The sequence below is a fragment of the Stenotrophomonas maltophilia group sp. RNC7 genome (genome assembly GCF_030910085.1).
Lineage (GTDB): Bacteria > Pseudomonadota > Gammaproteobacteria > Xanthomonadales > Xanthomonadaceae > Stenotrophomonas > Stenotrophomonas sepilia.
Window position 1 is genome coordinate 90,924 of sequence record NZ_JAVFVN010000740.1, and the last position, 23,931, is coordinate 114,854.

Genomic DNA, 23,931 nt, shown 5'->3' on the forward strand with positions numbered 1-23,931 from the left:
GGGGCGAGCCGCAGGGAAGGGGCCGCTAGGGTGGAGCAAACGGCCGCATTAGTGAAGCGGCCACGGACAAATCAATACGCTGAACGCCCGGTAGTGTGCCGGGCGTTCAGGTTTCACCTTATTAGAGGAATCACGCCCGGCCAGCCCCTGTCAAGCAGCCAGACGTGAGGATGGCCGTTCATGAGGCCATCTTGGCGATGAAGCCGACCGCAGCCACCAGCAGCACCAGGCCCGCCACCGTCAGCAGGCCGGTCAGCACCAGGATCACGATGGTGACCGTACCCAGCTCATGGCGCTGCAGCTGCGGCTGGTCGGTGTAGGCCCAGCGGTCGACCACCAGGGTGTCGCAGATCATGTCGTGCAGGCCCTGCTTGCGCTCGGTGAAGGCGGCCATCAGGAAGCCGATGCCCAGGGTGAAGCTGCTCAGCAGCATGGCCCAGTAGCGACCGAAGGCGCGGCCACGGGTCAGGCGGTCACCGTTGCTGCGCACGACCTTGATGCCGACCGCCATCTTGCCCAGCGTGGCGCCGCCCTGCGAGGAATGGAACCAGGTGTAGTAGGCCACGCCGATGGCCATGTTGATCAGCGCGCTGGCCAGCTGCGCGACGATTTCGATGGAGGTTTCGCCACTGCCCACCGCGCCCATGCTGGCGCCAAGCACCACACCGATGATGGCGCCGATGATGCCGCCCGGCACGGCCAGCACGAAGTAGTCGATCATGTAGGCCGCGACGCGCTTCCAGAAGCCGGCGTAGACCACCTCGCCGCCGATCACCGGCCGCGCGCCACCGGCAGCGGCGGCGGCCGGGGCGTTGTAGGGCGAGCTGCTGAGCGCGCCCGTGCCAGGCAGCGGCGCAGTGCCGTTGTCGATGGCGGCGTAGTCGCTGCGCAGGTCGAAGCCGCCACTGGCAGTGGCGGTGCTGGCGTCGGCCAGCGTCTGCAGGCCCAGTTCATCGACCACCTGGCGCAGTGCAGCCCACTGGGCCATGCCTTCGCGCCAGACCAGGGTGTCCAGGTTCAGTTCGCCGCGCTGGAAGCGCTGGCGGATCTCCTGGACCGACAGCGGGCCCTGGTGTTGCTGTCCTACGGCGTAGTACCACTCAGTCATTGCATGTTCCCTGTTGGATCGTCCTTGGAGGTGCTGCCGTGCGCGTGGCTCAGCCGCGGCATGACGTCGGCAGGTACTTGTCGTCGCTTTCACCGCTGCATTCCCAGCGGCCGCTGTCGCGATCATATTCCAGCCACAGCAGGTCGCCATCGAGGCTCTTGCCGGGCACGGCCAGCGTTGCTTCGATGCCACAGTGGCCGTTGTTGAAGCGGCCGATGTTCACCGCCGACAGGCCGGCCTGGGTGAAGTCACCCGGGGCCGGGAAACCGGCATCGTTGGCGCCGGGGCAGCGGCCTTCATCGTCGGCGAAGTGCTGCACCTGCTGTTTCAGCGGCTGCAGGGCATTGACCGCGGTCGCGATCCTGGCACGCACGGTGTAGTCGCTGTATGCGGGCAGCGCGATCGCCGCGAGGATGGCCATGATCGGTACCAGTACCAGCAGCAGGCCGCCGCCGATGATCGCGGTCAGGGCGCAACCGGAGAGCTTCTTCTTCGGCGGCGGCAGGACCCCGGCCGCCGCCTGGGTGGCATAGGGCGTGGACGGCGGCAGTACAGGCGGCTGCGGCGGAGGCGGGGCCACCGGTTCCGGTTCCGGCTCGGGTTGCTGGGCCGGCGCAGCAACGTCCAGCGCCGGCACGATCAGGCCCAGCTCGTCGACAACGGTGCGCAAGGGCTGCCATTGCGGCAGGCCGTCGCGCCAGACCAGGGTGTCCAGGGAGATCTGGTTGTTTCGGAACAACTCGACCAACTGTTCCGCCGGCAGCGGGCCTTGCTGCCGGTTGCCTTCTGCATGGAACCACTCGCTCACGGGGACGCTCCTGAATGCGCTATGCCCCCAAGTGTACGGTCAGTGAAGGGGTTCTGGCTCGTCCATGAACATCTGCGTCTCCATCCAGGCATAGGCCGCTTCGGAGCCGGGCTGGTTGAACAGCACCATCAGCACGACCCATTTCAGGTCGTCCAGGTCCAGTTCGTCCTGGTCCAGGGCCATCGCCCGGTCCAGCACCAGCTCGCGCTGGTCGGCGTCGAGGATGCCGTGCTGTTCCAGGTACAGCAGGAAGCCGCGGCATTCCACATCCAGCTTGTCCAGCTCGGGGCCATGGTAGATGCGCACGGGGCCGTCGACCCTCGCCTGGGCCACGCTCGGCCGCTGGGCGGCCAGGGCATCGAGCCAGTCGAACGCCTTGTTGATCTCGGTGGGGCTGAAACCGGCCTGGATCAGGCCGTTCTGCAGCGAATCGCGGTCACGGATCAGGTCCGCATCTTCGCTGAAATAGTGTTCAAACAGGTACAGCAGTACATCCAGGATGCTCTCTTTCATTGCCCCTCGGCCTGCGTCGCGCGACGCTGTGGAGGTGAAGAAACTAGGGAGTTCGACAGTAGCGGCCGTGTACGCACACCACGATTCCCGCCAGTTCCATGGCCAGCAGCATGGAGGACACCTGGGACGCCGTCAATCCACAGCGCGTGATCAGTGAATCCATACCGCTTGGGTTGTGGTCCAGGGCTCGCCACAAGCACTGGTAGTCAGGGTCGTCGGCCCAGCGCGCCGGCAGGACGGCCGGCAGTGCCTGTTCAGTGGGGGTGGCCAGCCGCGATTGCAAGCCCGGCAGTTGCTGGCGAAGGGCGGGGGCGAGCAGTTCCAGAACCTCCTCGGGGCGCTCGACCAGCGCCGCGCCCTCGCGGATCAGGCGGTGGCAGCCAGCCGCGCGCGGGTTGAGCACCGACCCGGGCAGGGCACAGACCTCGCGGCCTGCCTCGGCGGCCAGGCGCGCGGTGATCAGCGCGCCCGAACGCTGCGCGGCCTCGACCACCACGGTGGCCAGCGCCAGCCCGGCTACCAGCCGGTTGCGCGCGGGGAAGTGGCCTGGGCGGGCCGCCGTACCCGGCAGGTACTCACTGAGTACCACGCCCTCGGCGGCGATGCGCGCCTGCAGCCGGGCGTGGCTGTCCGGATAGGCGCGGTCAGGGCCCGTGCCGATCACCGCCACGGTGCAGCCACCGGCCTCCAGCGTGGCCTGGTGCGCAGCCGCATCGATGCCTGCGGCCAGGCCGCTGGTCACCGCCAGGCCCGCCTCGACGAAGCAGCCGGCAAAACGCGCGGCCAGTGCGCGCCCGCCCGGGGTGGGGGAACGGCTGCCGACCAGCGCCACCGACGGGCGCCAGGCCAGGCTGGGGTCTCCGGCGACGAACAGCGCCAGCGGCGGGTTGGGCACCTCCAGCAACGAGGGTGGAAAGGCCGGATCGGTGCAGGGCAGCAGGTGATGGTTGTCCTGTTCCAGCCAGCGCAGGGCGGATGCACACGCCCGGGCGTCGGGACGTTCCAGCGCGGCGCATTGCTCCGGCGTGCAGCCGTGCGCGCGCCAGTTCGCCGGGCCTTGCGCGATGGCGGCTTGCGCACCGCCCGCGGCCTGCAGCAGGGCCCGTCGTGGCGCCAGTGCGCCTCCCGCCATCAACAGGCGCAGCAGCGCCTCATATGCATGCGTGGTCATCCCCCACTATCGGCCGCACGCAACAAAGGCGCCCTAGGGCGCCTTCGCATGTGATCGTCAGGTTTTCCCGCAGACGCCTGCCGGGCAGCGGCCGGCACGCCCGGCAACGGTTACTTTGCGTCCGGGTGCAGCGCGTTGTAACCCACCTGCACCGGCTTCACGCCCTGCATCACCAGCGCGTAGCTGACGTTGTCGAAGGTACGGAACACCATCGCGTGCGCGGCATACTCGTCCGGCAACGAGACCCGGCCCGCGCCGGTGCTGAGCGAGTCGTCCATGCGCGAGGAGCCCGGGTACTTCATGCGGTGCGCCACATGGCGGCCCGGGCGCCACAGCGAGAACACGGTACCGTTGTCCACGCCCTGGGCACGGCCGGCCGAGATCGCGATCACGTCGCGCGGGCCACCGGCATTGAACATGTCGGTGACGGCCAGCACGCGCACGTCCACACCCTCGACACCGGCAGCGGGTACATGAGGGATGAACTGCAGGTCGTACGGCTTGGCTTCGACCGGCACCAGGCGGTCACCGGCGCGCACTTCGCGGCCGCCGTCGTTCTTGTCCAGCACCAGCGTGGAGGCCTCGACCTTGCCGCCGGCAATCTGGGTGATGGTGCCGGTAGCGACCTGGGCCAGCTCGTAGCCGAGCACGCCACGGCGGGCGTTGGGCGCGTTGTAGGCCTTCCACAGGTTGCCGCTGCCCGGGGTCACGTCGCCATTGGCGGTCAGGTCTTCGGTCGGCTTGGGCTGGGCGTACCGCACGGTCGGGCGTACCACGGCCCAGCGCTGGCCCACCTGGGCATCGGCCAGGCGCACATAGACGGTGTCACCGCCGGACACGCGCAGGCGGCTGTCCTCCAGGCCGACCACGTAGGGCAGCTGCTTGATGCTGTCGACAACGCTCAGCTGCTTCAGGAACGGCTCGACCTGGGCCAGCGGAATGGCGTCGATCGGGGCCTCCTGGCGCGGGCCGGCCTGGGATACGGTCACCCGGTCCAGGTAGGCCAGGCTCAGCACGTCACCTGGATAGATCAGGTGCGGGTTGGCGATCTGCGGATTGGCTTGCCAGATTTCCGGCCACAGCCAAGGCTTCTGCAGGAAACGTGCGGCGATATCCCACAACGTATCCCCTTTTCGGACCACATAGGTGTCCGGGTGCCCGCCATTCACTTCCACGGCGGTAGCATAGGCAGCCACGGTCAGCATCGCCGCGGCGACGACCGTACGAAAACGAAGCAACATAGGTGTGAAGCCCTGATTCCCCAACAGGTCCGCGCACTATAGTCCAGAAACCGGGGCGCAAGGCAAGCGTTGGAGCTAGAATCTGCGACGTATGCCGGCGTGCCGGCCCCCTATCCGGAAACAGCCATGGCCCTTCTCCCCATTCTCGAGTTCCCCGATCCGCGCCTGCGTACCAAGGCTGCGTTGATCGACGCCGCCGAAGTCACCACGCCGGCCTTCCAGGAACTGATCGACAACATGTTCCAGACCATGTACGACGCCCCGGGCATCGGCCTGGCGGCCACCCAGGTGGACGTGCACAAGCGCTTCATGGTCATCGATGTCAGCGAAGAAAAGAATGAACCGCATGTGTTCATCAACCCGGAAATCGTCGCCAGGGACGGGGGCCGGGTGTACCAGGAGGGCTGCCTGTCGGTCCCGGGCATCTTCGCCGACGTCACCCGCGCCGACACCATCACCGTGAAGTACCTGGACCGCAACGGCCAGGAACAGCAGCTGGAGGCCGGTGAAGTGCTGGCCACCTGCATCCAGCATGAGATGGACCACCTGGACGGCAAGCTGTTCATTGACTACCTGTCGCCGCTCAAGCGCGAGATGGTCCGCAAGAAGCTGGCCAAGCAGCGCAAGCACGTGGCGTGATCGCCCATCCGGGCCGCCCTTCGGGTGGCCCGTGCCTGCGCGACGCGCGCGGGCTGCACGGCGCCGGCCGACGGCGCCGTTTTCTTTCCTGCACGAATCCATCCTGCAAGTGGGGTAGCCATGAGGATTGTCTTTGCCGGTACGCCGGAATTCGCGGTGTCGTCGCTGCGCGCCGCGGCGCGCCACCACGAGGTCGTGGCCGTCTATACCCAGCCTGACCGGCCGGCCGGCCGTGGCCGTGGCCTGGCACCGTCGCCGGTCAAGCTCGAGGCCGTGGCCCGTGGCATTCCGGTCTACCAGCCCGAATCACTGAAGGACGAGGCTGCCCAGCAGCAGCTGCGCGACCTGCAGCCGGACCTGATGGTGGTGGTGGCCTACGGCCTGATCCTGCCCAAGGCGGTACTGGCGATCCCGACCCACGGCTGCTGGAACGTGCATGCCTCTCTGCTGCCGCGCTGGCGCGGTGCTGCGCCGATCCAGCGCGCGATCCAGGCCGGTGACGCAAAGACCGGTGTGTGCCTGATGCAGATGGAAGCGGGCCTGGATACCGGCCCGGTGCTGCTGCACCAGGAACTGCCGATCGCTGCCACCGATACCGGAGGCCAGCTGCATGACAAGCTGGCCGAGCTGGGTGCACAGGTCCTGTCCGACGGCCTGGGCCTGCTGCGGGCCGGCATCAAGCCGATCGCGCGGCCGCAGCCGGAGCAGGGCGTGACCTATGCGCACAAGCTGGACAAGGCCGAAGCCCGTCTGGACTGGGCGCAGGGCGCCGATGTGCTGGCGCGTACCGTGCGTGCCTTCAATCCGTGGCCGATCGCCGAAGCGACGCTGGCTGGCGAACGCGTGCGCATCCATGGCGCGGTGGCGCTGGATGCGGCCCACGGCCAAGCGCCGGGCACGGTGCTGGCGGCCAGCCGCGATGGCATCGACATCGCCTGTGGGCAGGGTGCACTGCGCTTGCGTACGCTGCAGCGCGAAGGCGGCAAGGCGATCACCGCCGCCGACTACCTCAACGCCCGCCGTGATCTGCGCGTGGGAGCATAAGCGGTGTCGAAGCAGAACGATTTCTCCGTGGCCAAGGCGGCGCCGGGCGCGGCCACGCGCATGCTGGCCGCGCGTGTGCTGGCACAGGTGTTCACCCGTGGCCGTTCATTGAAGGCCGAACTGGCCTGGGCGCTGCCGAAGCTGGCCGACAGCCGCGATCGTGCCCTGCTGGAAGCGCTGTGCTTTGCGGTCCTGCGTCGCCGCAGTACCTATGACGCTGCCTTGCAGTCGTGGATGCAGAAGCCGCTGTCGGCGCGCGACGCCGACCTGCGCACCCTGTTGATGGTGGGCTTCGCCCAGCTGGACGTGCTGGAACTGCCGGCGCATGCGGCGCTGTCGGCCACGGTCGATGCCGCGCGTGCGCTGGGCCGTGAGCGCCAGGCCGGCCTGGTCAATGCGATCCTGCGCCGCGCGCAGCGCGAAGGTTTCCCGGAGCAGCCGGCGCGCGATGCCTTCCCGGAATGGCTGGCCGATGCGGTGGAACGCGATTGGCCGGCACAGGCCGAGGCGATCTTCAGCGCCAGCCTGCAACCGGCACCGTTGTGGCTGCGTGCCAACCGCCAGCACGGTGGCCGTGACAAGGCACTGGCGGCACTGGCCGAGGCGGGCATTGCCGCCGAACCCAGCGCGCTCTGCGCCGATGCATTGCGCCTGGCAGCCCCCGTTGCGGTGAACCAGCTGCCGGGTTTTGCCGACGGTGCACTGTCGGTGCAGGACCTGTCGGCGCAATGCGCAGCCGACGCGCTGGCGCCCGCGACCGGCGCCCGCGTGCTGGACGCCTGTGCGGCGCCCGGTGGCAAGTCGGCGCACCTGCTGGAACGTGACCCCAGTCTGCGCCTGCTGGCGCTCGATATCGATGCGCGTCGCCTCGCGCGCGCCCGCGATACCTACACCCGCACCGGTGTGGGTGAGGGCGCGCAGACCCGGGTGGCCGATGCCAGCGATCCCGGGGCCTGGTGGGACGGCACGCCGTTCGACGCCATCCTGCTCGATGCCCCGTGCTCGGCCACCGGCGTGATCCGCCGCCAGCCGGACGTGATGTTCCACCGCCGCGCCGAGGACATCGATGCGCTGGTCGGCGTGCAGGCCCGCCTGCTGGAGGCCTGCTGGTCGATGCTGCGCCCGGGAGGCGTGCTGCTGTACGCCACCTGTTCGATCCTGCGCGCCGAGAACGTCGATCAGGTGCGAGCCTTCCTGAAGTGGCATCCGGACGCAGCGGCACAGCCTCTGGATGACACATTCGGCCTCGATTGCGAGGGGATTGCGCGCCAGCGCCTGCCGGGTGACAACGATGCTGACGGTTTCTTTTACGCGCGTCTGCTAAAAACAGCCTGACCCCGCTGACGTTCCGAGTCCCATGCTGAAATCCCGCGCGTCGCGCGAGACGTGGTTGTTCGTGGTGATGGCCCTGCTGGTGCTGGGGGCCGGGCTGGGCCTTCGTGATCCGTGGCCGTCGGACGAACCGCGCTTTGCGCTGGTGGCCAAGCAGATGTTCGACAGCGGGCAGTGGCTGTTCCCGCATCGCGGCACCGAGCTGTACTCGGACAAGCCGCCGATGCTGATGTGGTGGCAGGCCACGCTGTACAGCCTGGTCGGGCAGTGGCGCGTGGCCTTCCTGCTGCCGTCGCTGCTGGCGGCCCTGGGCACGCTGTGGTGCGTGGTCGACCTGGGGCGGCGCCTGTGGACGCGGCGGGTGGGGCTGTACGCCGGCTGGGCGCTGCTGTTCGCGCTGCAGTTCACCTTCCAGGCGAAGAAGGCGCAGATCGACCCACTGCTGCTGCTGTTCATCACCCTGGCCAACTACGGCCTGCTGCGCCACCTTCTGCTGGGACCCAGCTGGCGCTGGTGGTGGCTGGGCTGGTTCTTTGCTGGCATCGGCGTGATCACCAAGGGCGTGGGGATGCTGGCGCTGCTGATGCTCGTGCCTGCGGCGATCGCCGCGGCGCTGCAGTGGCCACGGGTGGGACTGCATGCGCGCGATGCGCGCTTCTGGCTGGCGCCGCTGGCCTTCCTGCTGGCGGTGTCGTTGTGGCTGGCGCCGATGCTGCTGGCCGGCTTTGCCACCGGCTCGGACGAGTACCGGGCCTACATGGACGACATCCTGTTCCAGCAGACGGCGCGGCGCTACGCCCATTCCTGGGACCATCACCAGCCCGCCTGGTACTTCCTGGCGACGATGCCGCTGATGTGGATTCCGGCGTTCCTGGCTCTGCCCTGGGCGATTCCGGCGTGGCGCCGCCGGCTGCGCCGCCGCGACCCGCGCTACCTGCTGCCGCTGGCCTGGTGGCTGATGGTGGTGCTGTTCTTCTCGATTCCCGCCGGCAAGCGCGATGTGTACATCCTGCCGGCGCTGCCGATGTTCTGCCTGGTGCTGGCGCCGCTGTTGCCTGGATTGCTGAGGCGGCGCGATGTGCAGGCCGTGGTGGGGGTGTTCACCGGCCTGCTGTCACTGGGCCTGGCCCTGGCCGGTGCGATGGCGGTGCTGGGCGACCCGGCCTTCGAGCTGCGCCTGACCCACAGCCGCGGGCTGGGGCCCGGCGCTGTCGACGCACTGGCCTGGACGATCCTGGCGATGGGCGTGTGGGGCGGATTGAGCCTGCTGGCCTGCGGCGGTCGCCGGCATCTGGCGCTGGTGTCGACCCTGGCGATGGTCTGGGTGCTGTACAGCCTGGTCGGCTATCCGCTGCTGAACGATTCCAGTTCCGCCCGCGGCCTGATGCGCACGGTTGGTGACCGTCTGGGACCGGATGCCGAATTGGGGCTGGTGGCCTGGAAGGAGCAGCATCTGCTGTTGGCCGACCGCCCCGCAGCGACCTTCGGTTTCGAGACGGATTGGGACGAGCAGCTGTTTGCGGCCACGCGCTGGCAGCGGCTGGCGCCCGGACGCCGCTGGTTGCTGGTGCACGAATACGCGATGCTGTCGTGCGTCGACCGCAACCGTTCTGAACTGGCCGGCGTGGCCAACCGGCGGCGCTGGTGGCTGGTGCCGGCAGCAGCGGTGAAGGTGCCCTGCGTGGTCACTGCAGAGGAGCGCGAACGTGAACGGCGTTTGCAGGAACATGACTAGCCACCACGATTCCGGCTTGTCCAGTCTGCCCAAGCAGGCCCAAAGGCAGTAAAACAGCAGGCTGGGACGGCCTGCGTTGGCCCGTCCCGTTCTTCCCTCAGATTGCAGCGATACTTCCCGACGTGCCAGCTTCACCGGACAACCTGAACCCCTTGGCCGGAAACCCGCTGGGCGTTCCCGCCGGTGGGCGCCATGGGGTCGCGCATGCGCTCGCCCAGCTGGGCCTGTTCTGCCTGCCGGCACTGGTGCTGACCGTGCCGATCAACCTGCTGCCGTATGGCCTGCTGCTGCTGCTCAGCACGCTGCTGGCGCCGGAGCTGCTGTGGCGCGCGCGCGGCATGGCCGGTCAGCCGGTGAAAGTGCTGGCCTGGCTGATGCTGGCGGTGCTGGCGCTCGGCGTACTGTCGGTGGTGTTGTTCGAGCAGGGCCTGCGTGACGTCGACAACCGCTCGCGATTCGTGGTGATCCCGTGGATCGCGCTCTGGGTCTGCGCGCTGCGTCCCAACCTGCGGTGGCTCTGGTACGGATCATTGACCGGCCTGCTCGCCACCTTCGCGATGTCGCTGTGGCAGGTGCTGGGTGGCGCCCCGCGCGCAGAGTTGTTCACCAACGCCATCGTGCTGGCCGACATCGTGATGGTGTTGATGGTGCTGCTGGTGTTCTGTCGCCCGTCGCGGCGCTGGTCGCTGGTGATCCTCGGCATGGCCGCCGGCTGCGGCACCATCGTGCTGACCGGCAGCCGCGGCGTGTTTGCCGCCCTGCTGGCACTGCTGGTGGTGCTGGCGCTGAGCCTGCGCTGGCGCACCGGCGCGGCGCGCCTGTCGGTGCTGGCCGGCATGTTGGCGATCGGTGCGACCCTGCTGCTGTCGGTACCGGAGCTGCGTCACCAGGTGCGCCTGAGCGAGCTTCACAGTGACGTGCAGCGGATGGAACTGGGTGACAGTGATTCTTCTGCCGGTGCCCGCGTGGAACGCCTGCAGGTGGCCTGGGAGACCTTCCTCGATCACCCGCTGGTGGGCGTTGGCATCGGTCATTTCGACAGCGCGATGCTGCGCGTGCCGGTCTGCCGTGAGAATCCGGAAGAGATGCGTTGCCACCTGGGGCATGCGCACAACGATGTTGCCGAATGGGCAGCGACCCAGGGCGTACCGGGCCTGCTGCTGTTGCTGGCGGTGTATGGCATCCCGCTAGGGGTGTTCGTGCGGCTTCATCGCCGCAGCGGACGGACGACCTTCCGGGGGCCGGCCGCAGCCGGCATCATGCTGGTGATCACCTATGCGCTGTGCGGCCTGACCCAGTCGATGTTCGCGCACCAGATGACGGCCAGTTTCTACGTGACCCTGGTCGGCCTGCTGACCGGCCTGTCGATCGTCGAAGGCGCGCGCCACCGGGCAGTCACCGGGGCGTGATGCATCGGCGCGCCGGGCAGGGCCCGGCGATCAGGGGTTCGGCGGGTCGGCTACGGCCTGGCCGTTGCCCAGCATCCACAGCATGATGGTCTTCTGCCGCACGTAGTTGGCGCGTACGTAGGCGTAGACCAGGCCATGCCAGCCGTCGCGGAAGCCGCCACGGAACACGAAGCCGCGCCAGAACCGCCAGGCCGGTGCCAGCACCAGCTTGCCCAGGGTGGCCCGCTTGCCGCGCGCGAACTCGTGCTCGGCCATCATCCGCGCGTACTTCTCGGTCTTGGCCAGCTGCTGCTGCAAGGAGCGGTAGGGGTAGTGGACCAGGTCGCCGCGCAGGGTACCGACACTGCCATCGACGCTGGCGGCCTCATGGATCTCGCGCTTGCCGCGCCAGCCGCCACGGCGGCGGTCGAACAGGCGCATCACCCGGTCCGGGTAGGCATTGCCATGGCGCAGGAACTTGCCGAAGTACTCCGACAGGCGTGCGAAGCGATAGCCGGCATGGCCAGCGAAGCCACCGTCGCGGGCCTGTTCGATGGCCTCACGCAGTTCCGGGCTGATCCGCTCATCGGCGTCCAGGCACAGCACCCAGTCGTGGCCGGCCTGCTCGACGCAGTACGCCTTCTGGCTGCGGAAGCCGTCGAACGGGCGCTGCAGCACGCGGGCGCCTGCGGCCTCGGCGATGGCCACGGTGGCATCGGTGGAGTAGGAGTCCACGACGACGATCTCATCGCAGAAGGCCAGCGAGGCCAGGCAGTCGCCGATGCGGCCGGCCTCGTTGAACGCGATAATGCAGGCCGAGATGCGAGGCCGTTCGATGGGAGCGGTCGTGGAGGACATGATGGCCGGGTACCTGTTGTTTGCGACGGAGCGCTATGCGCTGCCTATTCTCGCCCCGTTGGCGCAGGCCTTGCACGTCTCCGGGCAGGAGGTGGCGGCCTGGTTCGAGGGCGGCGCGGCCGGCAGCCAGCTGCCGGGCGTGCCCAACATCGGCCTCAAGCAGGCGCTGGCAATGCGGCCGCGGGCGGTGTTCAGCGCCGCCAACTGGGTGCCGACCTTCCTTTCGGGAGCCAAGGTGCAGCTGTTCCATGGCTTCAACGTGGAGAAGCGGGACAGTGCGCGCGGCCACTTCCGGGTGCGCGGCATGTTCGACCTGTACTGCACGCAGGGGCCGGCCACCACCGGGCCGTTTCGTGAGATCGCGGCCCTGCAGGGCCACTTCGCGGTGGCCGAGACCGGCTGGCCGAAGCTGGATCCGCTGTTCCGCGACGATGGTGGCGAGAGCGCCGCGCTGCGCGCCGCCGCTGGAGGACGCCCGGTGATCCTGTTCGGTTCGACCTTCACCGAACGCCTGAGCGCAGCCCCGCACCTGCATGCGCAGATTGCTGCCGACATCGCAGAGGGCAACCGCTACTGGCTGCTGACCCTGCACCCGAAGTGCCCACCGGAATTGTTCGAACGCTACCGCGCGCTGGCCGGTGCCAATGCGCGCTTCATCGAGCCTGAGCAGGTGATGGCTGCACAGCGCGCTGCCGATGTGCTGGTGTCCGATACGTCCTCGATCGTTTCGGAGTTCATCGTCCAGCACAAGCCGGTGGTCACCTTCCGCAACCGGGTGCCCAAGCCGCACATGATCGACTTCGATGACCCGGTGCAGCTGCCTGCGATGCTGCAGCGCGCGCTGCATCCCGACGCCGCGCTGCAGGCGGAGATCGTGCGCTACGCCGACGCCATCCATCCGTACCGCGATGGCCTGTCCAGCGAACGGGTGATTGCGGCTACCGAGGATTTCCTGTCCGGCGAGATGGGCGTGCTGCGGCGCAAGCCGTTCGGCAGCTGGGTGCGCGACCTGCAGATCCGCAAGGACCTGGGGTATTGGGGGCCGTCGCAGCGGTAAGCCGAGCGTGGGCTCGGCTCAAAGTAGATCCACGCCATGCGTGGATGCGCGACCCCGGCCGCGGTAGTGCCGGCCAGCGGCCGGCACTGCCTACCAGCGCAGCTTGCGCCGCGCCAGCGCGGCCGCCAGTTGATCCATCACCTGTTGCGCCTGCGCCTGCGGCAGGTAGTGCAGGATCAATGCCACATCGCCATGCGCGCCGGCGGTATCCAGCTGCAGGCTGCTGGTGCCCAGCAGCTTGTCCAGTGGCGAGCGCAGCAGGCGCAGGCCCTGCACCTTGTCCAGCTCGGCCCAGCGCCACCAGCGCTTCCACCAGCCGCCGCGCACGGCGACGTAGTGGTCATCCAGATACCAGCCCATGCGCGCCATCTGCCGGTGGGCCACCAGCAGCGCCAGCGGCAGCCAGGCCAGCACGATCAGGCCCCATGATCCCCAGCGCCAGTACGCGGCGGCGGCCAGCAGGGGAACCAGCAGCAGCGCGCCCAGGCACAGCCGCCACCAGCCACGCTGCGGAATGGACTGCCATTGCGCCGGTGGCCACTGCAGTTGAGGCAACAGGTGCTGCACCAGCTGCTCGCAGCGCATTGCCGGGGCCAGCGGTGCCAGCTCGCGCAGAGCGCGGTCCTGGTCCCGCGAAGGGCCGCCGGCGGCACTGTCGACGCGCAGCTGGCGCAGGCCGAACCAGCGATGCAGGGTGGTCTCGTACAGCGTCCAGGCCTGGATGCGGCGACGCGCGACACTGCTGCGGGTTCGGCTGACCAGGCCAGCCGAGACGGTCAGCCGGCGATCCTGCTCGCTGAGAGTGAAGCCGTGATAGCGCAGCAGGGTCAGCACCACCGACAACGCACGCAGCGCCATCCAGCCCAGCAGCAGGGCTGCGGCCAGCAGCAGGAAGGCGCCGGCCACGCCGGGATGCAGGTGGCTTGCGTAGCCGAAGGCCTCCCTGCCACCACGCTGGATGGCCGCGTCCATCACCGGCCGCGGCACGGTCTGGAACAGCACGCCGAAGGCGGCGATCGCCAGTGCCCATCCGCGGTTGGAGAGCAGGCCCATGCGCACCACGTCCCAGCTCGACAGGCGCAGCAGCACCTGTTCGGTGTCGGCCCCGGTGATCGAGGGAGTGGCAACGGCGCCGGCGGGCTGCGGTGCCTGCCCACGCTGGCGCACCAGCCGTTCCAGCGCCAGCGCCTGGTCCAGCCTCAGTACCCGCATCTCGGCTTCCGGCCGCACGCCGCCGGCCGATTCCAGGCGCAGCTCGGCCACACCGAACAGCCGGTGCAACGGGTTCTGCCGCACTTCCACGTTGTGGATGCGGGCGAACGGGATCTCGCGGCGGTTGCGCGCCAGCAGCCCGCTGCGCACGGTGATGGCATCGCTGCCGATGCGGTAGCGGTAGCTGAGGTACTGCAGCACCGAGACCAGCACCAGTGCCGCGATCGCCGACAGTGGAATCAACTGCGCCCACATCGGGTCGCGCTCGCCACGCTGGCCGAACACCAGCAGCGCGACCAGCGGCAGGAAGTAGTGTCGCAGCTGCATCAGCAGCACGAACAACCACGACCACGGGTGCAGGCGATGGTCCTCGCCACCGGCAGGCAGCGATGCGGGCAGGGGCGGCGGCAGGCTCACAGGGCGTCGGCGTCCTGGTCGAGCTGGTGCGAGAGGGTGTCGCGCAGGCGCTCGGCGTCGGCTTCATCCAGGCCGTTGACGGTGACCGCGCTCATGCGGGTACCGGCAGTGTGCACGATCAGCGTGGCCAGGCCGGCGCGTCGCTCCAACGGGCCCCGGCGCAGGTCCAGGTGCTGTACGCGCGAAATGGGAATCCGGGTTTCCAGCTGCCACATCAGGTCGCGGCGCAGGCCCAGGCCCTGGTCATCCAGGCGCCAGCGGGTGCGGGTCAGTCGCCGGCGGCCGAGCCAGGCGCCGAAGAGGATGCCGATCAGCAGCCCCAGGGCGGCAGTCCACAGGCCGCCGGGCAGATCGAAGAACCAGGCAGCTGCGGCCAGTGGCAGACCCGGCACGAACAGTCCGCCGAAGGCGCCTTCCAGTGCGGCCAGGCGGGCGGCACGTTGCGGTAGCGATTGCCAGGCTTCGGTGGTCGGGGCGATGGGGGCGACGTCGGTCACGCGGGCTCCGTCAGGTGGCAGGGCGAGCGGCGGCGGTGGCCGCACCGCGCAGACGGTAGCAGGTCGGCTGTGTTACTGGGCAGCCTGGATCAGCGCATCGACATCCAGCAGGTGGCCAGCACGATCGGCCTTGGTGCGCAGGTAGTGTTCGTTTTCGGCGGTGATCTCGCCGGTGACCGGAATGCAGTCCAGCACCTCGATGCCGGCATTGCGCAGGCGCTGTGCCTTGGTCGGGTTGTTGCTGAGCAGAGCCACGCGCGAAATGCCCAGGCCATGCAGCATCGCCACCGCACTGCCGTAGCGGCGTTCGTCGGCACCGAAGCCCAGCTGTGCATCGGCGTCGATGGTGTCCAGGCCGTCGTGCTGGTAGCCGTAGGCGCGCATCTTGGCGGCGATGCCGGTGCCGCGGCCTTCCTGGTCCAGGTACAGCAGCACGCCACCGCCCAGTTCCTTCAGCTTGCGCAGCCCGCGCCGCAGCTGGTCGCCGCAGTCGCACTTGAGCGAGCCGAACAGGTCGCCGGTCAGGCACGAGGAGTGCACGCGTACCGGTACCACCGACGACAGGTCCGGTTCGCCGACGATGATCGCGACCTGGTCGCGCTGGGCCACGCCGCCGCGGAACACCGCGAAGGTGGTCATGCCGACGTCGCGCAGCGGTACCGGCGAACGCGCCACCAGTTCGTAGTCGTGGGCCGCATGTGCTGCGCCTTCGGCCAGGTCGCACAGGGCCACCTCGGCGGCACCGTCGAACGTGTGGTCATCCACGTCCAGGCGCACCGCGACCATTGCCGGCAGCAGCAGGCCCAGGCGGGCCAGCTCCACCGCGCCGGCATCGAAGGCGTCGCCGGCCGCCCAGCCGTCGGGCATGGGGCCGGGCTCGCGCAGGTAACCCAGCGAGGGCAGGGTATCGAAGGCAATGCCGGCCAGCGGCAGGCGCGCGCCTTCCGGTGCTTCCACGCCGAGCACGCGGGCGCGGGTCGCGGTCAGGAACAGGTAGTGGCGCTCGCGCGCGGCAGCGGCGAACGTGGCAAAGCTGCTGGCAGTGGCGCTGTCCAGTGCAATCACCGCCAGGCGCTGGCCCTGGCCATCGTGGAGCAGTACCGGGCGACCGGCACGCAGTTCGGCCACCGCGCGTTCGCAGCGGATCGCGGCGGGGTCGCCGAACAGGGAAGAGGCAGCAGGCATGGCAGGACCGGGGGAGGCGGACATCGCAGTCTCTATGGGGGCGACGGCGTCGTATTCAACGTGGTGCGGCCGCCGGTCGCAGGGGCCGGACGGGCCCGCGTGATGCGACCGTCAGTGTGGATGCTCTTCGGTCGCGTACGGGTCTTCCTCGCCGCTGCCTGGTGGCCGCAGCGTATAGCGCTTGTAGGTCCACTGGTACTGCGTCGGGTCGCGGCGGGCGATGCGCTCGATGCCGGCGTTGAGCGCGGTGGCCGCCACCTGCGGGTCCGGGTCGGCCACGGCGGGGTCGGTCGGCTCGATGTGCAGGGCGAATTCCATGTGCGGCCCGATGCGCTCGCACCAGCCATACAGCACGGTGGCGCCGGTGCGCTCGGCCAGCCGGTTGACCAGGGTCATGGTCAGTGCCTGCACGCCGAAGAACGGCACGAACACGCCGTCGCCGGCCTTGGGTTGCTGGTCGGGCAGGATGCCGGTGGCACCGCCGTCCTTGAGCACCTTGAACAGCTGGCGCACGGCGGGGCCCTCGGCGCGCACCTGCTGCACGTTCTGGCCGCCCCGCACCAGCTGCAGGAAGGCGTCGCTGGCCTCGTCCTCCGGTGGCTTGTAGACGATGGCGATGTGCCCGCGCGAGGCCAGCCACTGGTTCAGCAGCTCCCAGTTGCCGAAGTGGGGTGCGGCCACGATCACGCCCTTCCCGCCGGCCAGCGCCGCGTCGTACAGGGCTTCGCCGTGGCGCTGCTTCAGGTGCAGGCGCAGGTTGTCGGCCGGCCTCTGGCTCCACAGCCGCAGCGTCTCGATGGCCTGCAGGGCGGTGGAGCGCAGCAGCTCGCGGTGCAGGCGGTCGCGCGCCGGACCGTCCAGTTCCGGGTAAGCCAGTTCCAGGTTGCGCCGGGTGACGCGGCTCTCGCGAGCGTTGAGACGGACCCACGTCCACGCCAGGGCATGCGCGAACCCCCGCAGCACTGGCCAGGGCAGGCGGGCGAACAGAGTGGTGGCGCGGTAGACCAGCCGGGCTTTGCGTTGCGGATTCATCGGCGCCAGTTTAGCCAAGGGCGCTGCTATCGTGGCCGGCCCTGTTCATTGGAAGCCCACGATGCTCGTCCTGATCCAGCGCGTCAGCCAGGCCGCCGTCCATGTCGACCAGGAAGTGGTGGGGCAGATCGGCCCCGGCCTGCTGGCCCTGGTCGGCATGGAACCGGGCGATACCGAGGCCCAGTTGCGACGGATGGCCGAGCGCCTGCTGGGCTACCGGGTATTCGCCGACGAGGCCGGGAAGATGAACCGGTCGCTGCGCGACACCGGCGGCGGCCTGCTGCTGGTCAGCCAGTTCACCCTGGCCGCCGATACCCGTTCGGGCATGCGCCCCAGTTTCACGACCGCCGCACCGCCGGACGAGGCTGAACGCGGGTTCAATCGATTTGTCGAGATCTGTCGTGAAAATCACGCGCCCGGGGTGGAAACGGGCCGATTTGGTGCCCATATGGTCGTCAGCCTGGTCAATGACGGTCCCGTGACCTTCCTTCTCAGGCCCTGAGCCTGCGGGACCACCGCCCGGCAGGCGGGGCCCCGGGCTGGTATAATGCTACGTTCCCTATTTCTCCCTAGCCGGTGGCGCGAGCACTACATGGCCAACGAACGTCCTGCCCAATCCGAAATCAAGCAACTGATCAGCAAGGGCCTGGAACAGGGCTACCTGACCTACGCCGAAGTCAATGACCATCTGCCGGACGACATGGTCGACCCGGAACAGATCGAAGACATCATCGGCATGATCAACGGCATGGGCATTGATGTCCATGAAGTTGCGCCGGATGTGGAAACCCTGCTTCTCAACGATGGCAACACCGGCAACCGCGAAGTCGATGACACCGCGGCTGAAGAAGCTGCCGCCGCGCTGAGCGCGCTCGACACCGAAGGTGGCCGTACCACCGACCCGGTGCGCATGTACATGCGCGAAATGGGCACCGTCGAGCTGCTGACCCGCGAAGGCGAAATCGCCATCGCCAAGCGCATCGAGGAAGGCCTTTCGCAGGTCCAGGCGGCCCTGGGCCAGTTCCCGGTTTCGGTCGAGTCGCTGCTGAACGACTACGAAGCCCACAAGGAAGGCAAGAAGCGCCTGGCCGAAGTGATCGTCGGCTTCAACGACCTGGTCGACGAAGAGCCGGCACCGCCGGCGGTCGTTGCCGATGACAGCGCCGATGCGGACGCCGAAGGCGACGAGGACGAGGACGACGATGTCGACGGTGGCGATGAAGAAGCCGCACCGACCGGTCCGGATCCGGAGGAAGTCGCCGCGCGCATGCAGGCACTGAGCGATGCCTTCAACGCTTTCAAGAAGGCCGCGACCAAGGGCGACAAGAAGAACCTGCCGCGCCTGCGCGAAGAGATGTCGGCGGTGTTCGTCACCCTGAAGCTGCCGCTGCCGCTGACCGACGTGCTGACCAAGCAGTTGCGCGACACCATGGCCGACATCAAGTCGCATGAGCGCCGTGTGCTGAACCTGGCCACCGTCACCGCGCGCATGCCGCGCAAGGACTTCATCCGTTCCTGGGAAGGCAACCAGACCAACCTGGAGTGGGTGGAAGACGCACTGAAGCGCAAGCAGAAGTGGTCGTCGGCCCTGCGCGAAGTGAAGGACCAGATCATCGCCGAACAGCAGGCGACGATCGACATCGAGAAGCTGACCCAGCTGGACCTGGAAGAGCTGAAGGAAATCAGCCGTGCCATGGCCTACGGTGAAGCCAAGGCACGCAAGGCCAAGAAGGAAATGGTCGAGGCCAACCTGCGCCTGGTGATCTCGATTGCCAAGAAGTACACCAACCGTGGCCTGCAGTTCCTCGACCTGATCCAGGAAGGCAACATCGGCCTGATGAAGGCCGTGGACAAGTTCGAGTACCGCCGCGGCTACAAGTTCTCGACCTACGCCACCTGGTGGATCCGCCAGGCGATCACCCGCTCGATCGCCGACCAGGCGCGCACCATCCGAATTCCGGTGCACATGATCGAGACGATCAACAAGTTGAACCGCATTTCCCGCCAGATGCTCCAGCAGTACGGCCGCGAGGCTACGCCGGAGGAGCTGGCCAAGGAAATGGACATGCCGGAAGACAAGATCCGCAAGGTGATGAAGATCGCCAAGGAGCCGATCTCGATGGAAACCCCGATCGGCGACGACGAGGATTCCCATCTGGGCGACTTCATCGAGGACACCAACGTGGAGTCCCCGATCGAGAACACCACCAACATCAACTTGTCTGAAACCGTTCGCGACGTGCTGGCCGGCCTCACCCCGAGGGAAGCCAAGGTGCTGCGCATGCGCTTCGGCATTGACATGAACACCGACCACACGCTGGAAGAGGTCGGCAAGCAGTTCGACGTGACCCGCGAGCGCATCCGCCAGATCGAAGCGAAGGCCCTGCGCAAGCTGCGTCACCCGAGCCGTTCGGAGCAGCTGCGCAGCTTCCTGGATATCGATTGATAGCCAGCGGCTGTTGAAGCGTTGAGAGAGACCCCGCCTGGTGCGGGGTTTTTCTTTGGTCGTTCCCGGCCATGCCGCTCGGATCCTGCCGATGTCGCGTCTGCCATTTGATTACTTCCTGCGGTGGCCGCACGCTGACCGTGCAGATGCTCAACACATCGCGTAGGCAGGCCGGTCTCCATCGGCGCTGATGCAAGCGCGCAGCAGGTCACGTACATCACATGCGGCCTGCGGCACTGATTTGCCATGCATCCGGAGTAACGCCATGAATGATGTGGAGCACGATCTGTCTGATTCCCGGCAGACTGATTTTTCGTCGCTGCTTGATTGGGATGAGGTGATGCAGGATGAGCGTGAGGATCGGCTGGGGTTTGCCCGCCGCACGACGTATGCGTTGCTGACGCTGTCTGGTGCGGAACTGGTCGAGGGCTTTGACGGCGGCAACCAGAAGGCACTGGAAGAGGCCAGGAGGACGGTGGCGCTGTTCCAGGCACATCTGCGGCGGCAGATGTGGTTTGCGGACGTGGCGGAGAAGCGGTTGGGGCGTGTTGGTGAGGCTCTTGCAGCTGCCGGGTAGCCGATCGAGCGTGGCCTCCACTACACTGTGGCGCTGCGCAGGGCCTATAGCTCAACGGTTAGAGCAGGGGACTCATAATCCCTTGGTTTCAGGTTCGAATCCTGATGGGCCCACCATCGAATCAGGCACTTAGGATCATCCGCAGTGCCTTCTTCGTCAAGCCAGTGCCGCGCGGTGACCGCTCGGTGACCGTTTATGATCCGCTGCTGTCGCAGTTGGCCGCTGGCCGCCCCACATCCTCGGGCGTCCACTGCGGTGCGCTCCTGCGTGCGCGGATCCAACGCTGTATGTCGCTCTGGTACCAGCGAGTTCCGCCGCCGACCTTATGCCTGGGCGGGAAAGTGCCCTTCTCCATCTCGCGGTAGATGTAGCTCTTCTTCATCCCGGTCTGGGCTTCGACCTGCTCGAGCTTCAGCAGGACTTCGGGGAAGTTCTCAGCTGCGCCCATCTCGGGCCTCCGTTACTTCAGTGGTGGGCGCCAACAGCAGCGCAGTGTGCGAATCCGACCGTGCCGTGGTCACAAGGTTTGCGATCTGTGTCAGGTCCATTGTGGGGTCATCGAAAAGGGCGAGGCCGATCTGGGCCGACAGCCGCTGGGTTGCCGTCGCCGCCAGTGGCGCCGGCGCGTCGATGGTGGCGAGGGCGTATGTACGCCAGGCGTCGCACGCGGCCTGCAGCTGCGGCTCGCCGGCAAACGTGAAGGTCAATGCGCGGCCGCCGCCGCTGGCGGGGCGCGTGCTGGTCAGGGCGGTTTCGAGCGCTGCTGCAACCGCTATGGCTGCGCGCTGCTGGTGAATTAGTGGTGACCGCTCGCCTGCGGCGGCCTTGATGTGCTCAACGGTCAATGGGATTTCTCCTTCGTATGCTCATCGATAGATTTACGCAGCTGCGCAATTCGGAAACCCCACTCGTCCCTTTCCCGCTTGCCTTCACGCTTCAACGCTCGCTCCAGTCGGTCGAGCAGCGGGAGAACCCAAGAGGGATTGAACGGCTGGGGTTTCAGCGCGATAGGCGCCGGCGGCTTGGGCGGGTTGCAGTACGGATCGGCCCAATCGAAAGGGTCGTTACAAACGGTGCAGTGCGTTCGGTCCGCCGACCAGATGTGATCACGATCCTCCCCAGCCCTGCGGAGCTCGTGGAGCAAAGGCTGGGTATAAAGCGCCCGCACTCGTTCGCCAGCTGCAAGGGCCCGGTACCACTGTTTATCATCGATCTGATACCAGAACGATCCGCCCCATTGCTCGAGCCTGACGGACCGCTGCTGGCCAAACAGACACATCAGCGTGGTGGCCCATCTATTCACCTGATCGGCCGGCACTGCGTGACCGGCTCGGCCTGCGGCTTGCATCTCGCGCACAGCGTCACTCGCCGTCGGCGGCGGTGCTGTGGTGATGGTCGAAGCATCGCCGCTCATGCTCCGCCCTCGAGCAGCATCTTGGGATCTATGTTCCACCCGGCCTCGCGAGCTGCACGCAGGCGCAGCTCGTTGGCGTCGAACTCGTCCAGCTGCAGCGTTGTGATCGCGCCCTCAACCTGATGCGGCTGCAGGGGGCGGGACGTTCGGCCAAACGCGCGCCAAACGCTGAATACTTGGCAGCCCCAGGCGGGCGCAAGGCATGCCAGCTGCTTGCCGTGCTCCCGGCAGTGACGGCGGATCATGTCACGCGCGGTGATGTGGGCGGGAACAGCGTCGCGCAGAGCAGCGCGGATAGATGCAGCATTGCGGCCGGGGCTCATGCGACGTCTCCAAACGAAAGGCTAGGCTGTGCGACCCGGAGTCGTGCTTCGGCGATTGCGGCGTATTCGGGGTTCAACTCGCAGCCCAGCCACTGCCGGCCTAGGCGTTCGGCGACCACCGCGGTTGTGCCAGCGCCCATGAAGGGGTCCAACACCAGGCCGCCGGCGGGCGAGCCGGCCAGAATGCACGGCTCGATCAGCTGCTCGGGGAAGGTGGCGAAGTGCGCCTCCTTGAACGGTGTCGTGGCCACGTTCCAGACGCTGCGCTTGTGGCGCTTTTCCGACGTCGCCCGGAAGGCCTCGCGCCCCGGCAGCGCATTGGTTTTGCCATCGAAGCCGCCGCGCGGCACCGCGGGGCGCAGCCGAGACTGCGCAGGAGCGCCGGGCACAGGGCCACCCTGCGGCGGGTAGTTGTTGATACCCGCGGCCGGTTCCTTGATGGCCTCCATGTCGAAGAAGTACCGCGGCGACTTGGACAGCAGGAACAGGTATTCGTGGGCCTTCGTACAGCGATCGGTCACGCTCTCCGGCATCGGATTCGGCTTGGCCCAGATAATGTCTTGGCGCAGGAACCAACCGTCTTCCTGCAGCGCAAATGCCACGCGCCATGGGATGCCGATCAGGTTCTTGTCAGGCAGACCTGTAGCCGTCTTGTTGCGGCCGCCGCCGCCGAGCCCATGCAGGGCGGCCGCAGCCTTGCCGCCAGTCGATCCGCCCCATTTGCTGTCGGTGGCATAGCTGTCGCCCAGGTTGAGCCACAGCGTGCCGTCATCGCGCAGCAGGCGGCGGACCTCGCGGAATACAGCGACCAGGCGCGCGACATACTCGGCTGGCGTGTCTTCCAGGCCGATCTGCCCGGCCACGCCATAGTCGCGCAGGCCGAAGTAGGGCGGGCTGGTCACGCAGGTCTGCACCGAGCCAGCGGCCATGCCGCGCATCACTTCCAGGCAGTCTCCGACGTGGATCATGCGGCGCACCTCCGCCAGCACCAGCGCAGCCCATTGCGCGCGGCGCGGCATGCGCGGCTGATCGCCCACAGGGTGGCGATGCCGGCCGCAAACCAGGCTAGGGCGAACACATGGACCATTGCAGCGGTGAGCAGCTGGTCATTCATGGGCTGCCTCCGTTCGTAGCGATGGCGTGGCAGAATGCCGGCCGATCCTCAGCGGCAGTTCGATATGTGTTTGATTATTTTTTACCTTCTGGACTGGGGCCTGCTGGCACAGATCTGGAGCGGAATGAGCCCCTGTATGACCCCGGGTCTGGGCGACTGTGTGGTTTGGTGGGATGCGTTTGCGGCAGTTGGTGCGATCGGTGCGGTAATTGCCACGGTCGTATTGGGCGTATTCACCTATCGTTTGGGCGTCGCAGCTAACAACGCCAGCGACGCTGCGCTGAAGCTTGCTGCGGACGAGGAGAAGCGACAGAAAACGCGCGAAGGACGAGAAAAGACCTTGGTGCTTGTTCAGATCAACGGAGAAGTGACTGACAACCAGAAAGAGCTCGCCGACATTCATAGGCGTCTGGATGGGCCACTCGCAGATGAGCTTTTCGTGACCGATGATATTTTCCGTCAGGCGATGCTCGACAGGCTTACAAAGGTGGAGTTTCCAATAACCAATCAGCTTGTTGATCGCCTTCATTACCTCGATGATCCCATTGGGCCCGCGTTGGTGCGGTGTGTCGCGATGCTCAGGTCGCTCAATCGAAAGGGCGCTGCGGTACGCGATGGGCGTGATCGAACCAACACTAGAGAGCACTATCAGGTGCTTTGTATTGCCACCCAAGTATTGTCTGAGGATCTCGAGTCGGTTCGTCTGGCTTGCGCCAAAGCCATCATTGACTCCGGGGTGGACGCGAGCCGTATTGCGCGTGCGGAATCGAACGATGAAGGTCACTCGGCTGGAGACAATCGGGCCGCTGACTAGTAGTTC

At 67.4% G+C, this 23,931-nt stretch carries 26 protein-coding genes and 1 tRNA gene; 11 read left to right on the plus strand and 16 right to left on the minus strand.

Going from position 1 to position 23,931, the window contains the following annotated elements; genetic code table 11:
• Positions 1-178: 178 nt before the first annotated feature.
• From RCF13_RS16805 to RCF13_RS16825, 5 genes are all read right to left on the minus strand, one after another.
• Complete coding sequence (locus tag RCF13_RS16805; RefSeq protein ID WP_308141354.1) at positions 179-1,108, minus strand: RDD family protein; 930 nt, start codon at positions 1,106-1,108, stop codon at positions 179-181.
• Positions 1,109-1,157: 49 nt separating this feature from the next.
• A complete protein-coding gene (locus RCF13_RS16810) occupies positions 1,158-1,916 on the minus strand; it encodes a pilin (protein WP_134969339.1) in 759 nt (252 codons plus the stop codon).
• A gap of 39 nt (positions 1,917-1,955) precedes the next feature.
• Positions 1,956-2,429 carry a DUF494 family protein gene (locus tag RCF13_RS16815; RefSeq protein WP_005419622.1) on the minus strand — a complete coding sequence of 158 codons (474 nt, stop codon included), beginning with the start codon at positions 2,427-2,429 and terminating at the stop codon, positions 1,956-1,958.
• A 43-nt stretch (positions 2,430-2,472) separates the two neighbouring features.
• Positions 2,473-3,600 (minus strand): DNA-processing protein DprA, encoded by a 1,128-nt coding sequence (gene dprA / locus RCF13_RS16820; protein WP_154351477.1) that lies wholly within the window; start codon positions 3,598-3,600, stop codon positions 2,473-2,475.
• Positions 3,601-3,710: 110 nt separating this feature from the next.
• On the minus strand, positions 3,711-4,841 hold the full coding sequence (locus RCF13_RS16825; protein WP_072167258.1) for a LysM peptidoglycan-binding domain-containing protein: 1,131 nt from the start codon (positions 4,839-4,841) through the stop codon (positions 3,711-3,713).
• 126 nt (positions 4,842-4,967) lie between these two features.
• Here RCF13_RS16825 and def point away from each other — a divergent pair, with 126 nt between their 5' ends.
• The 5 genes from def (at position 4,968) to RCF13_RS16850 (ending at position 11,000) form a co-directional block, all read left to right on the plus strand.
• Positions 4,968-5,480 (plus strand): peptide deformylase, encoded by a 513-nt coding sequence (def, locus tag RCF13_RS16830; RefSeq protein WP_005419619.1) that lies wholly within the window; start codon positions 4,968-4,970, stop codon positions 5,478-5,480.
• A gap of 120 nt (positions 5,481-5,600) precedes the next feature.
• Positions 5,601-6,524: a methionyl-tRNA formyltransferase gene (gene fmt, locus RCF13_RS16835; RefSeq protein WP_134969449.1), complete on the plus strand. Its 924-nt coding sequence runs from the start codon at positions 5,601-5,603 to the stop codon at positions 6,522-6,524.
• Positions 6,525-6,527: 3 nt separating this feature from the next.
• The gene (gene rsmB, locus RCF13_RS16840; RefSeq protein WP_061478129.1) at positions 6,528-7,859 is read left to right on the plus strand and encodes a 16S rRNA (cytosine(967)-C(5))-methyltransferase RsmB; all 1,332 of its coding nucleotides are present in this window, start codon (positions 6,528-6,530) and stop codon (positions 7,857-7,859) included.
• 22 nt (positions 7,860-7,881) lie between these two features.
• Positions 7,882-9,591 carry a glycosyltransferase family 39 protein gene (locus RCF13_RS16845; RefSeq protein ID WP_134969198.1) on the plus strand — a complete coding sequence of 570 codons (1,710 nt, stop codon included), beginning with the start codon at positions 7,882-7,884 and terminating at the stop codon, positions 9,589-9,591.
• A 152-nt stretch (positions 9,592-9,743) separates the two neighbouring features.
• Entirely contained in the window at positions 9,744-11,000 is a 1,257-nt protein-coding gene (locus RCF13_RS16850; protein ID WP_061478127.1) for an O-antigen ligase, read from the plus strand.
• 30 nt (positions 11,001-11,030) lie between these two features.
• On the opposite strand, the gene RCF13_RS16855 is transcribed toward RCF13_RS16850, so the two are convergent.
• On the minus strand, positions 11,031-11,837 hold the full coding sequence (locus RCF13_RS16855; protein WP_061478126.1) for a glycosyltransferase family 2 protein: 807 nt from the start codon (positions 11,835-11,837) through the stop codon (positions 11,031-11,033).
• Here RCF13_RS16855 and RCF13_RS16860 point away from each other — a divergent pair.
• Complete coding sequence (locus tag RCF13_RS16860; RefSeq protein WP_061478125.1) at positions 11,836-12,894, plus strand: CDP-glycerol glycerophosphotransferase family protein; 1,059 nt, start codon at positions 11,836-11,838, stop codon at positions 12,892-12,894. The genes RCF13_RS16855 and RCF13_RS16860 overlap by 2 nt on opposite strands.
• Before the next feature lie 90 nt (positions 12,895-12,984).
• On the opposite strand, the gene RCF13_RS16865 is transcribed toward RCF13_RS16860, so the two are convergent.
• From RCF13_RS16865 to RCF13_RS16880, 4 genes are all read right to left on the minus strand, one after another.
• Positions 12,985-14,523, minus strand: a complete 1,539-nt coding sequence (locus RCF13_RS16865; protein WP_134969197.1) for a PH domain-containing protein — start codon at positions 14,521-14,523, stop codon at positions 12,985-12,987.
• On the minus strand, positions 14,520-15,020 hold the full coding sequence (locus RCF13_RS16870; RefSeq protein WP_005419594.1) for a PH domain-containing protein: 501 nt from the start codon (positions 15,018-15,020) through the stop codon (positions 14,520-14,522). The genes RCF13_RS16865 and RCF13_RS16870 overlap by 4 nt, the downstream gene beginning before the upstream one ends.
• Positions 15,021-15,092: 72 nt before the next feature.
• Positions 15,093-16,229: a GTP cyclohydrolase II RibA gene (gene ribA, locus RCF13_RS16875; RefSeq protein ID WP_065196859.1), complete on the minus strand. Its 1,137-nt coding sequence runs from the start codon at positions 16,227-16,229 to the stop codon at positions 15,093-15,095.
• Between the two features lie 87 nt (positions 16,230-16,316).
• The gene (locus RCF13_RS16880; RefSeq protein ID WP_134968290.1) at positions 16,317-17,237 is read right to left on the minus strand and encodes a lauroyl acyltransferase; all 921 of its coding nucleotides are present in this window, start codon (positions 17,235-17,237) and stop codon (positions 16,317-16,319) included.
• A 61-nt stretch (positions 17,238-17,298) separates the two neighbouring features.
• Between RCF13_RS16880 and dtd the strand changes: the two genes are divergently transcribed.
• From dtd to RCF13_RS16900, 4 genes are all read left to right on the plus strand, one after another.
• Complete coding sequence (gene dtd, locus RCF13_RS16885) at positions 17,299-17,739, plus strand: D-aminoacyl-tRNA deacylase (protein ID WP_005419588.1); 441 nt, start codon at positions 17,299-17,301, stop codon at positions 17,737-17,739.
• A gap of 90 nt (positions 17,740-17,829) precedes the next feature.
• Complete coding sequence (rpoD, locus tag RCF13_RS16890) at positions 17,830-19,683, plus strand: RNA polymerase sigma factor RpoD (RefSeq protein ID WP_005419586.1); 1,854 nt, start codon at positions 17,830-17,832, stop codon at positions 19,681-19,683.
• Between the two features lie 265 nt (positions 19,684-19,948).
• Positions 19,949-20,260 carry a hypothetical protein gene (locus RCF13_RS16895; RefSeq protein WP_134968291.1) on the plus strand — a complete coding sequence of 104 codons (312 nt, stop codon included), beginning with the start codon at positions 19,949-19,951 and terminating at the stop codon, positions 20,258-20,260.
• Between the two features lie 40 nt (positions 20,261-20,300).
• Positions 20,301-20,376 (plus strand) — tRNA-Ile (locus tag RCF13_RS16900).
• Positions 20,377-20,453: 77 nt separating this feature from the next.
• Here RCF13_RS16900 and RCF13_RS16905 read toward each other — a convergent pair.
• Genes RCF13_RS16905 through RCF13_RS16930 form a run of 6 tightly spaced genes read right to left on the minus strand, consistent with a single transcriptional unit; the run spans position 20,454 to position 23,111 of the window.
• Positions 20,454-20,708: an AlpA family phage regulatory protein gene (locus tag RCF13_RS16905; RefSeq protein WP_308141355.1), complete on the minus strand. Its 255-nt coding sequence runs from the start codon at positions 20,706-20,708 to the stop codon at positions 20,454-20,456.
• Positions 20,695-21,105 carry a hypothetical protein gene (locus RCF13_RS16910; RefSeq protein ID WP_308141356.1) on the minus strand — a complete coding sequence of 137 codons (411 nt, stop codon included), beginning with the start codon at positions 21,103-21,105 and terminating at the stop codon, positions 20,695-20,697. Before RCF13_RS16910 ends, RCF13_RS16905 begins: the two co-directional genes overlap by 14 nt.
• The gene (locus RCF13_RS16915; protein WP_308141357.1) at positions 21,102-21,674 is read right to left on the minus strand and encodes a hypothetical protein; all 573 of its coding nucleotides are present in this window, start codon (positions 21,672-21,674) and stop codon (positions 21,102-21,104) included. Before RCF13_RS16915 ends, RCF13_RS16910 begins: the two co-directional genes overlap by 4 nt.
• Positions 21,671-21,997 carry a hypothetical protein gene (locus RCF13_RS16920; RefSeq protein ID WP_308141358.1) on the minus strand — a complete coding sequence of 109 codons (327 nt, stop codon included), beginning with the start codon at positions 21,995-21,997 and terminating at the stop codon, positions 21,671-21,673. Before RCF13_RS16920 ends, RCF13_RS16915 begins: the two co-directional genes overlap by 4 nt.
• Positions 21,994-22,965, minus strand: coding sequence for a site-specific DNA-methyltransferase (locus RCF13_RS16925; protein WP_308141359.1), 972 nt, complete (start codon positions 22,963-22,965; stop codon positions 21,994-21,996). The genes RCF13_RS16920 and RCF13_RS16925 overlap by 4 nt, the downstream gene beginning before the upstream one ends.
• A complete protein-coding gene (locus RCF13_RS16930) occupies positions 22,962-23,111 on the minus strand; it encodes a hypothetical protein (RefSeq protein WP_308141360.1) in 150 nt (49 codons plus the stop codon). The genes RCF13_RS16925 and RCF13_RS16930 overlap by 4 nt, the downstream gene beginning before the upstream one ends.
• A 34-nt stretch (positions 23,112-23,145) precedes the next feature.
• On the opposite strand from RCF13_RS16930, the gene RCF13_RS16935 reads away from it, so the two are divergent.
• Complete coding sequence (locus RCF13_RS16935; RefSeq protein WP_308141361.1) at positions 23,146-23,925, plus strand: hypothetical protein; 780 nt, start codon at positions 23,146-23,148, stop codon at positions 23,923-23,925.
• The last annotated feature ends 6 nt before the right edge of the window (positions 23,926-23,931 follow it).

Bases quoted from the DNA above. Each gene is read 5' to 3' on its own strand.
- RCF13_RS16935 (WP_308141361.1), top strand. From the start codon at position 23,146: ATGCCGGCCGATCCTCAGCGGCAGTTCGATATGTGTTTGATTATTTTT.
- dtd (WP_005419588.1), top strand. From the start codon at position 17,299: ATGCTCGTCCTGATCCAGCGCGTCAGCCAGGCCGCCGTCCATGTCGAC.
- RCF13_RS16920 (WP_308141358.1), bottom strand. From the start codon at position 21,997: ATGAGCCCCGGCCGCAATGCTGCATCTATCCGCGCTGCTCTGCGCGAC.
- RCF13_RS16805 (WP_308141354.1), bottom strand. From the start codon at position 1,108: ATGACTGAGTGGTACTACGCCGTAGGACAGCAACACCAGGGCCCGCTG.
- RCF13_RS16925 (WP_308141359.1), bottom strand. From the start codon at position 22,965: ATGATCCACGTCGGAGACTGCCTGGAAGTGATGCGCGGCATGGCCGCT.
- RCF13_RS16860 (WP_061478125.1), top strand. From the start codon at position 11,836: ATGATGGCCGGGTACCTGTTGTTTGCGACGGAGCGCTATGCGCTGCCT.
- RCF13_RS16845 (WP_134969198.1), top strand. From the start codon at position 7,882: ATGCTGAAATCCCGCGCGTCGCGCGAGACGTGGTTGTTCGTGGTGATG.
- dprA (WP_154351477.1), bottom strand. From the start codon at position 3,600: ATGACCACGCATGCATATGAGGCGCTGCTGCGCCTGTTGATGGCGGGA.
- RCF13_RS16895 (WP_134968291.1), top strand. From the start codon at position 19,949: ATGAATGATGTGGAGCACGATCTGTCTGATTCCCGGCAGACTGATTTT.
- RCF13_RS16915 (WP_308141357.1), bottom strand. From the start codon at position 21,674: ATGAGCGGCGATGCTTCGACCATCACCACAGCACCGCCGCCGACGGCG.
- rpoD (WP_005419586.1), top strand. From the start codon at position 17,830: ATGGCCAACGAACGTCCTGCCCAATCCGAAATCAAGCAACTGATCAGC.
- RCF13_RS16930 (WP_308141360.1), bottom strand. From the start codon at position 23,111: ATGAATGACCAGCTGCTCACCGCTGCAATGGTCCATGTGTTCGCCCTA.
- RCF13_RS16855 (WP_061478126.1), bottom strand. From the start codon at position 11,837: ATGTCCTCCACGACCGCTCCCATCGAACGGCCTCGCATCTCGGCCTGC.
- fmt (WP_134969449.1), top strand. From the start codon at position 5,601: ATGAGGATTGTCTTTGCCGGTACGCCGGAATTCGCGGTGTCGTCGCTG.
- RCF13_RS16905 (WP_308141355.1), bottom strand. From the start codon at position 20,708: ATGGGCGCAGCTGAGAACTTCCCCGAAGTCCTGCTGAAGCTCGAGCAG.
- RCF13_RS16815 (WP_005419622.1), bottom strand. From the start codon at position 2,429: ATGAAAGAGAGCATCCTGGATGTACTGCTGTACCTGTTTGAACACTAT.
- RCF13_RS16880 (WP_134968290.1), bottom strand. From the start codon at position 17,237: ATGAATCCGCAACGCAAAGCCCGGCTGGTCTACCGCGCCACCACTCTG.
- def (WP_005419619.1), top strand. From the start codon at position 4,968: ATGGCCCTTCTCCCCATTCTCGAGTTCCCCGATCCGCGCCTGCGTACC.
- ribA (WP_065196859.1), bottom strand. From the start codon at position 16,229: ATGTCCGCCTCCCCCGGTCCTGCCATGCCTGCTGCCTCTTCCCTGTTC.
- RCF13_RS16825 (WP_072167258.1), bottom strand. From the start codon at position 4,841: ATGTTGCTTCGTTTTCGTACGGTCGTCGCCGCGGCGATGCTGACCGTG.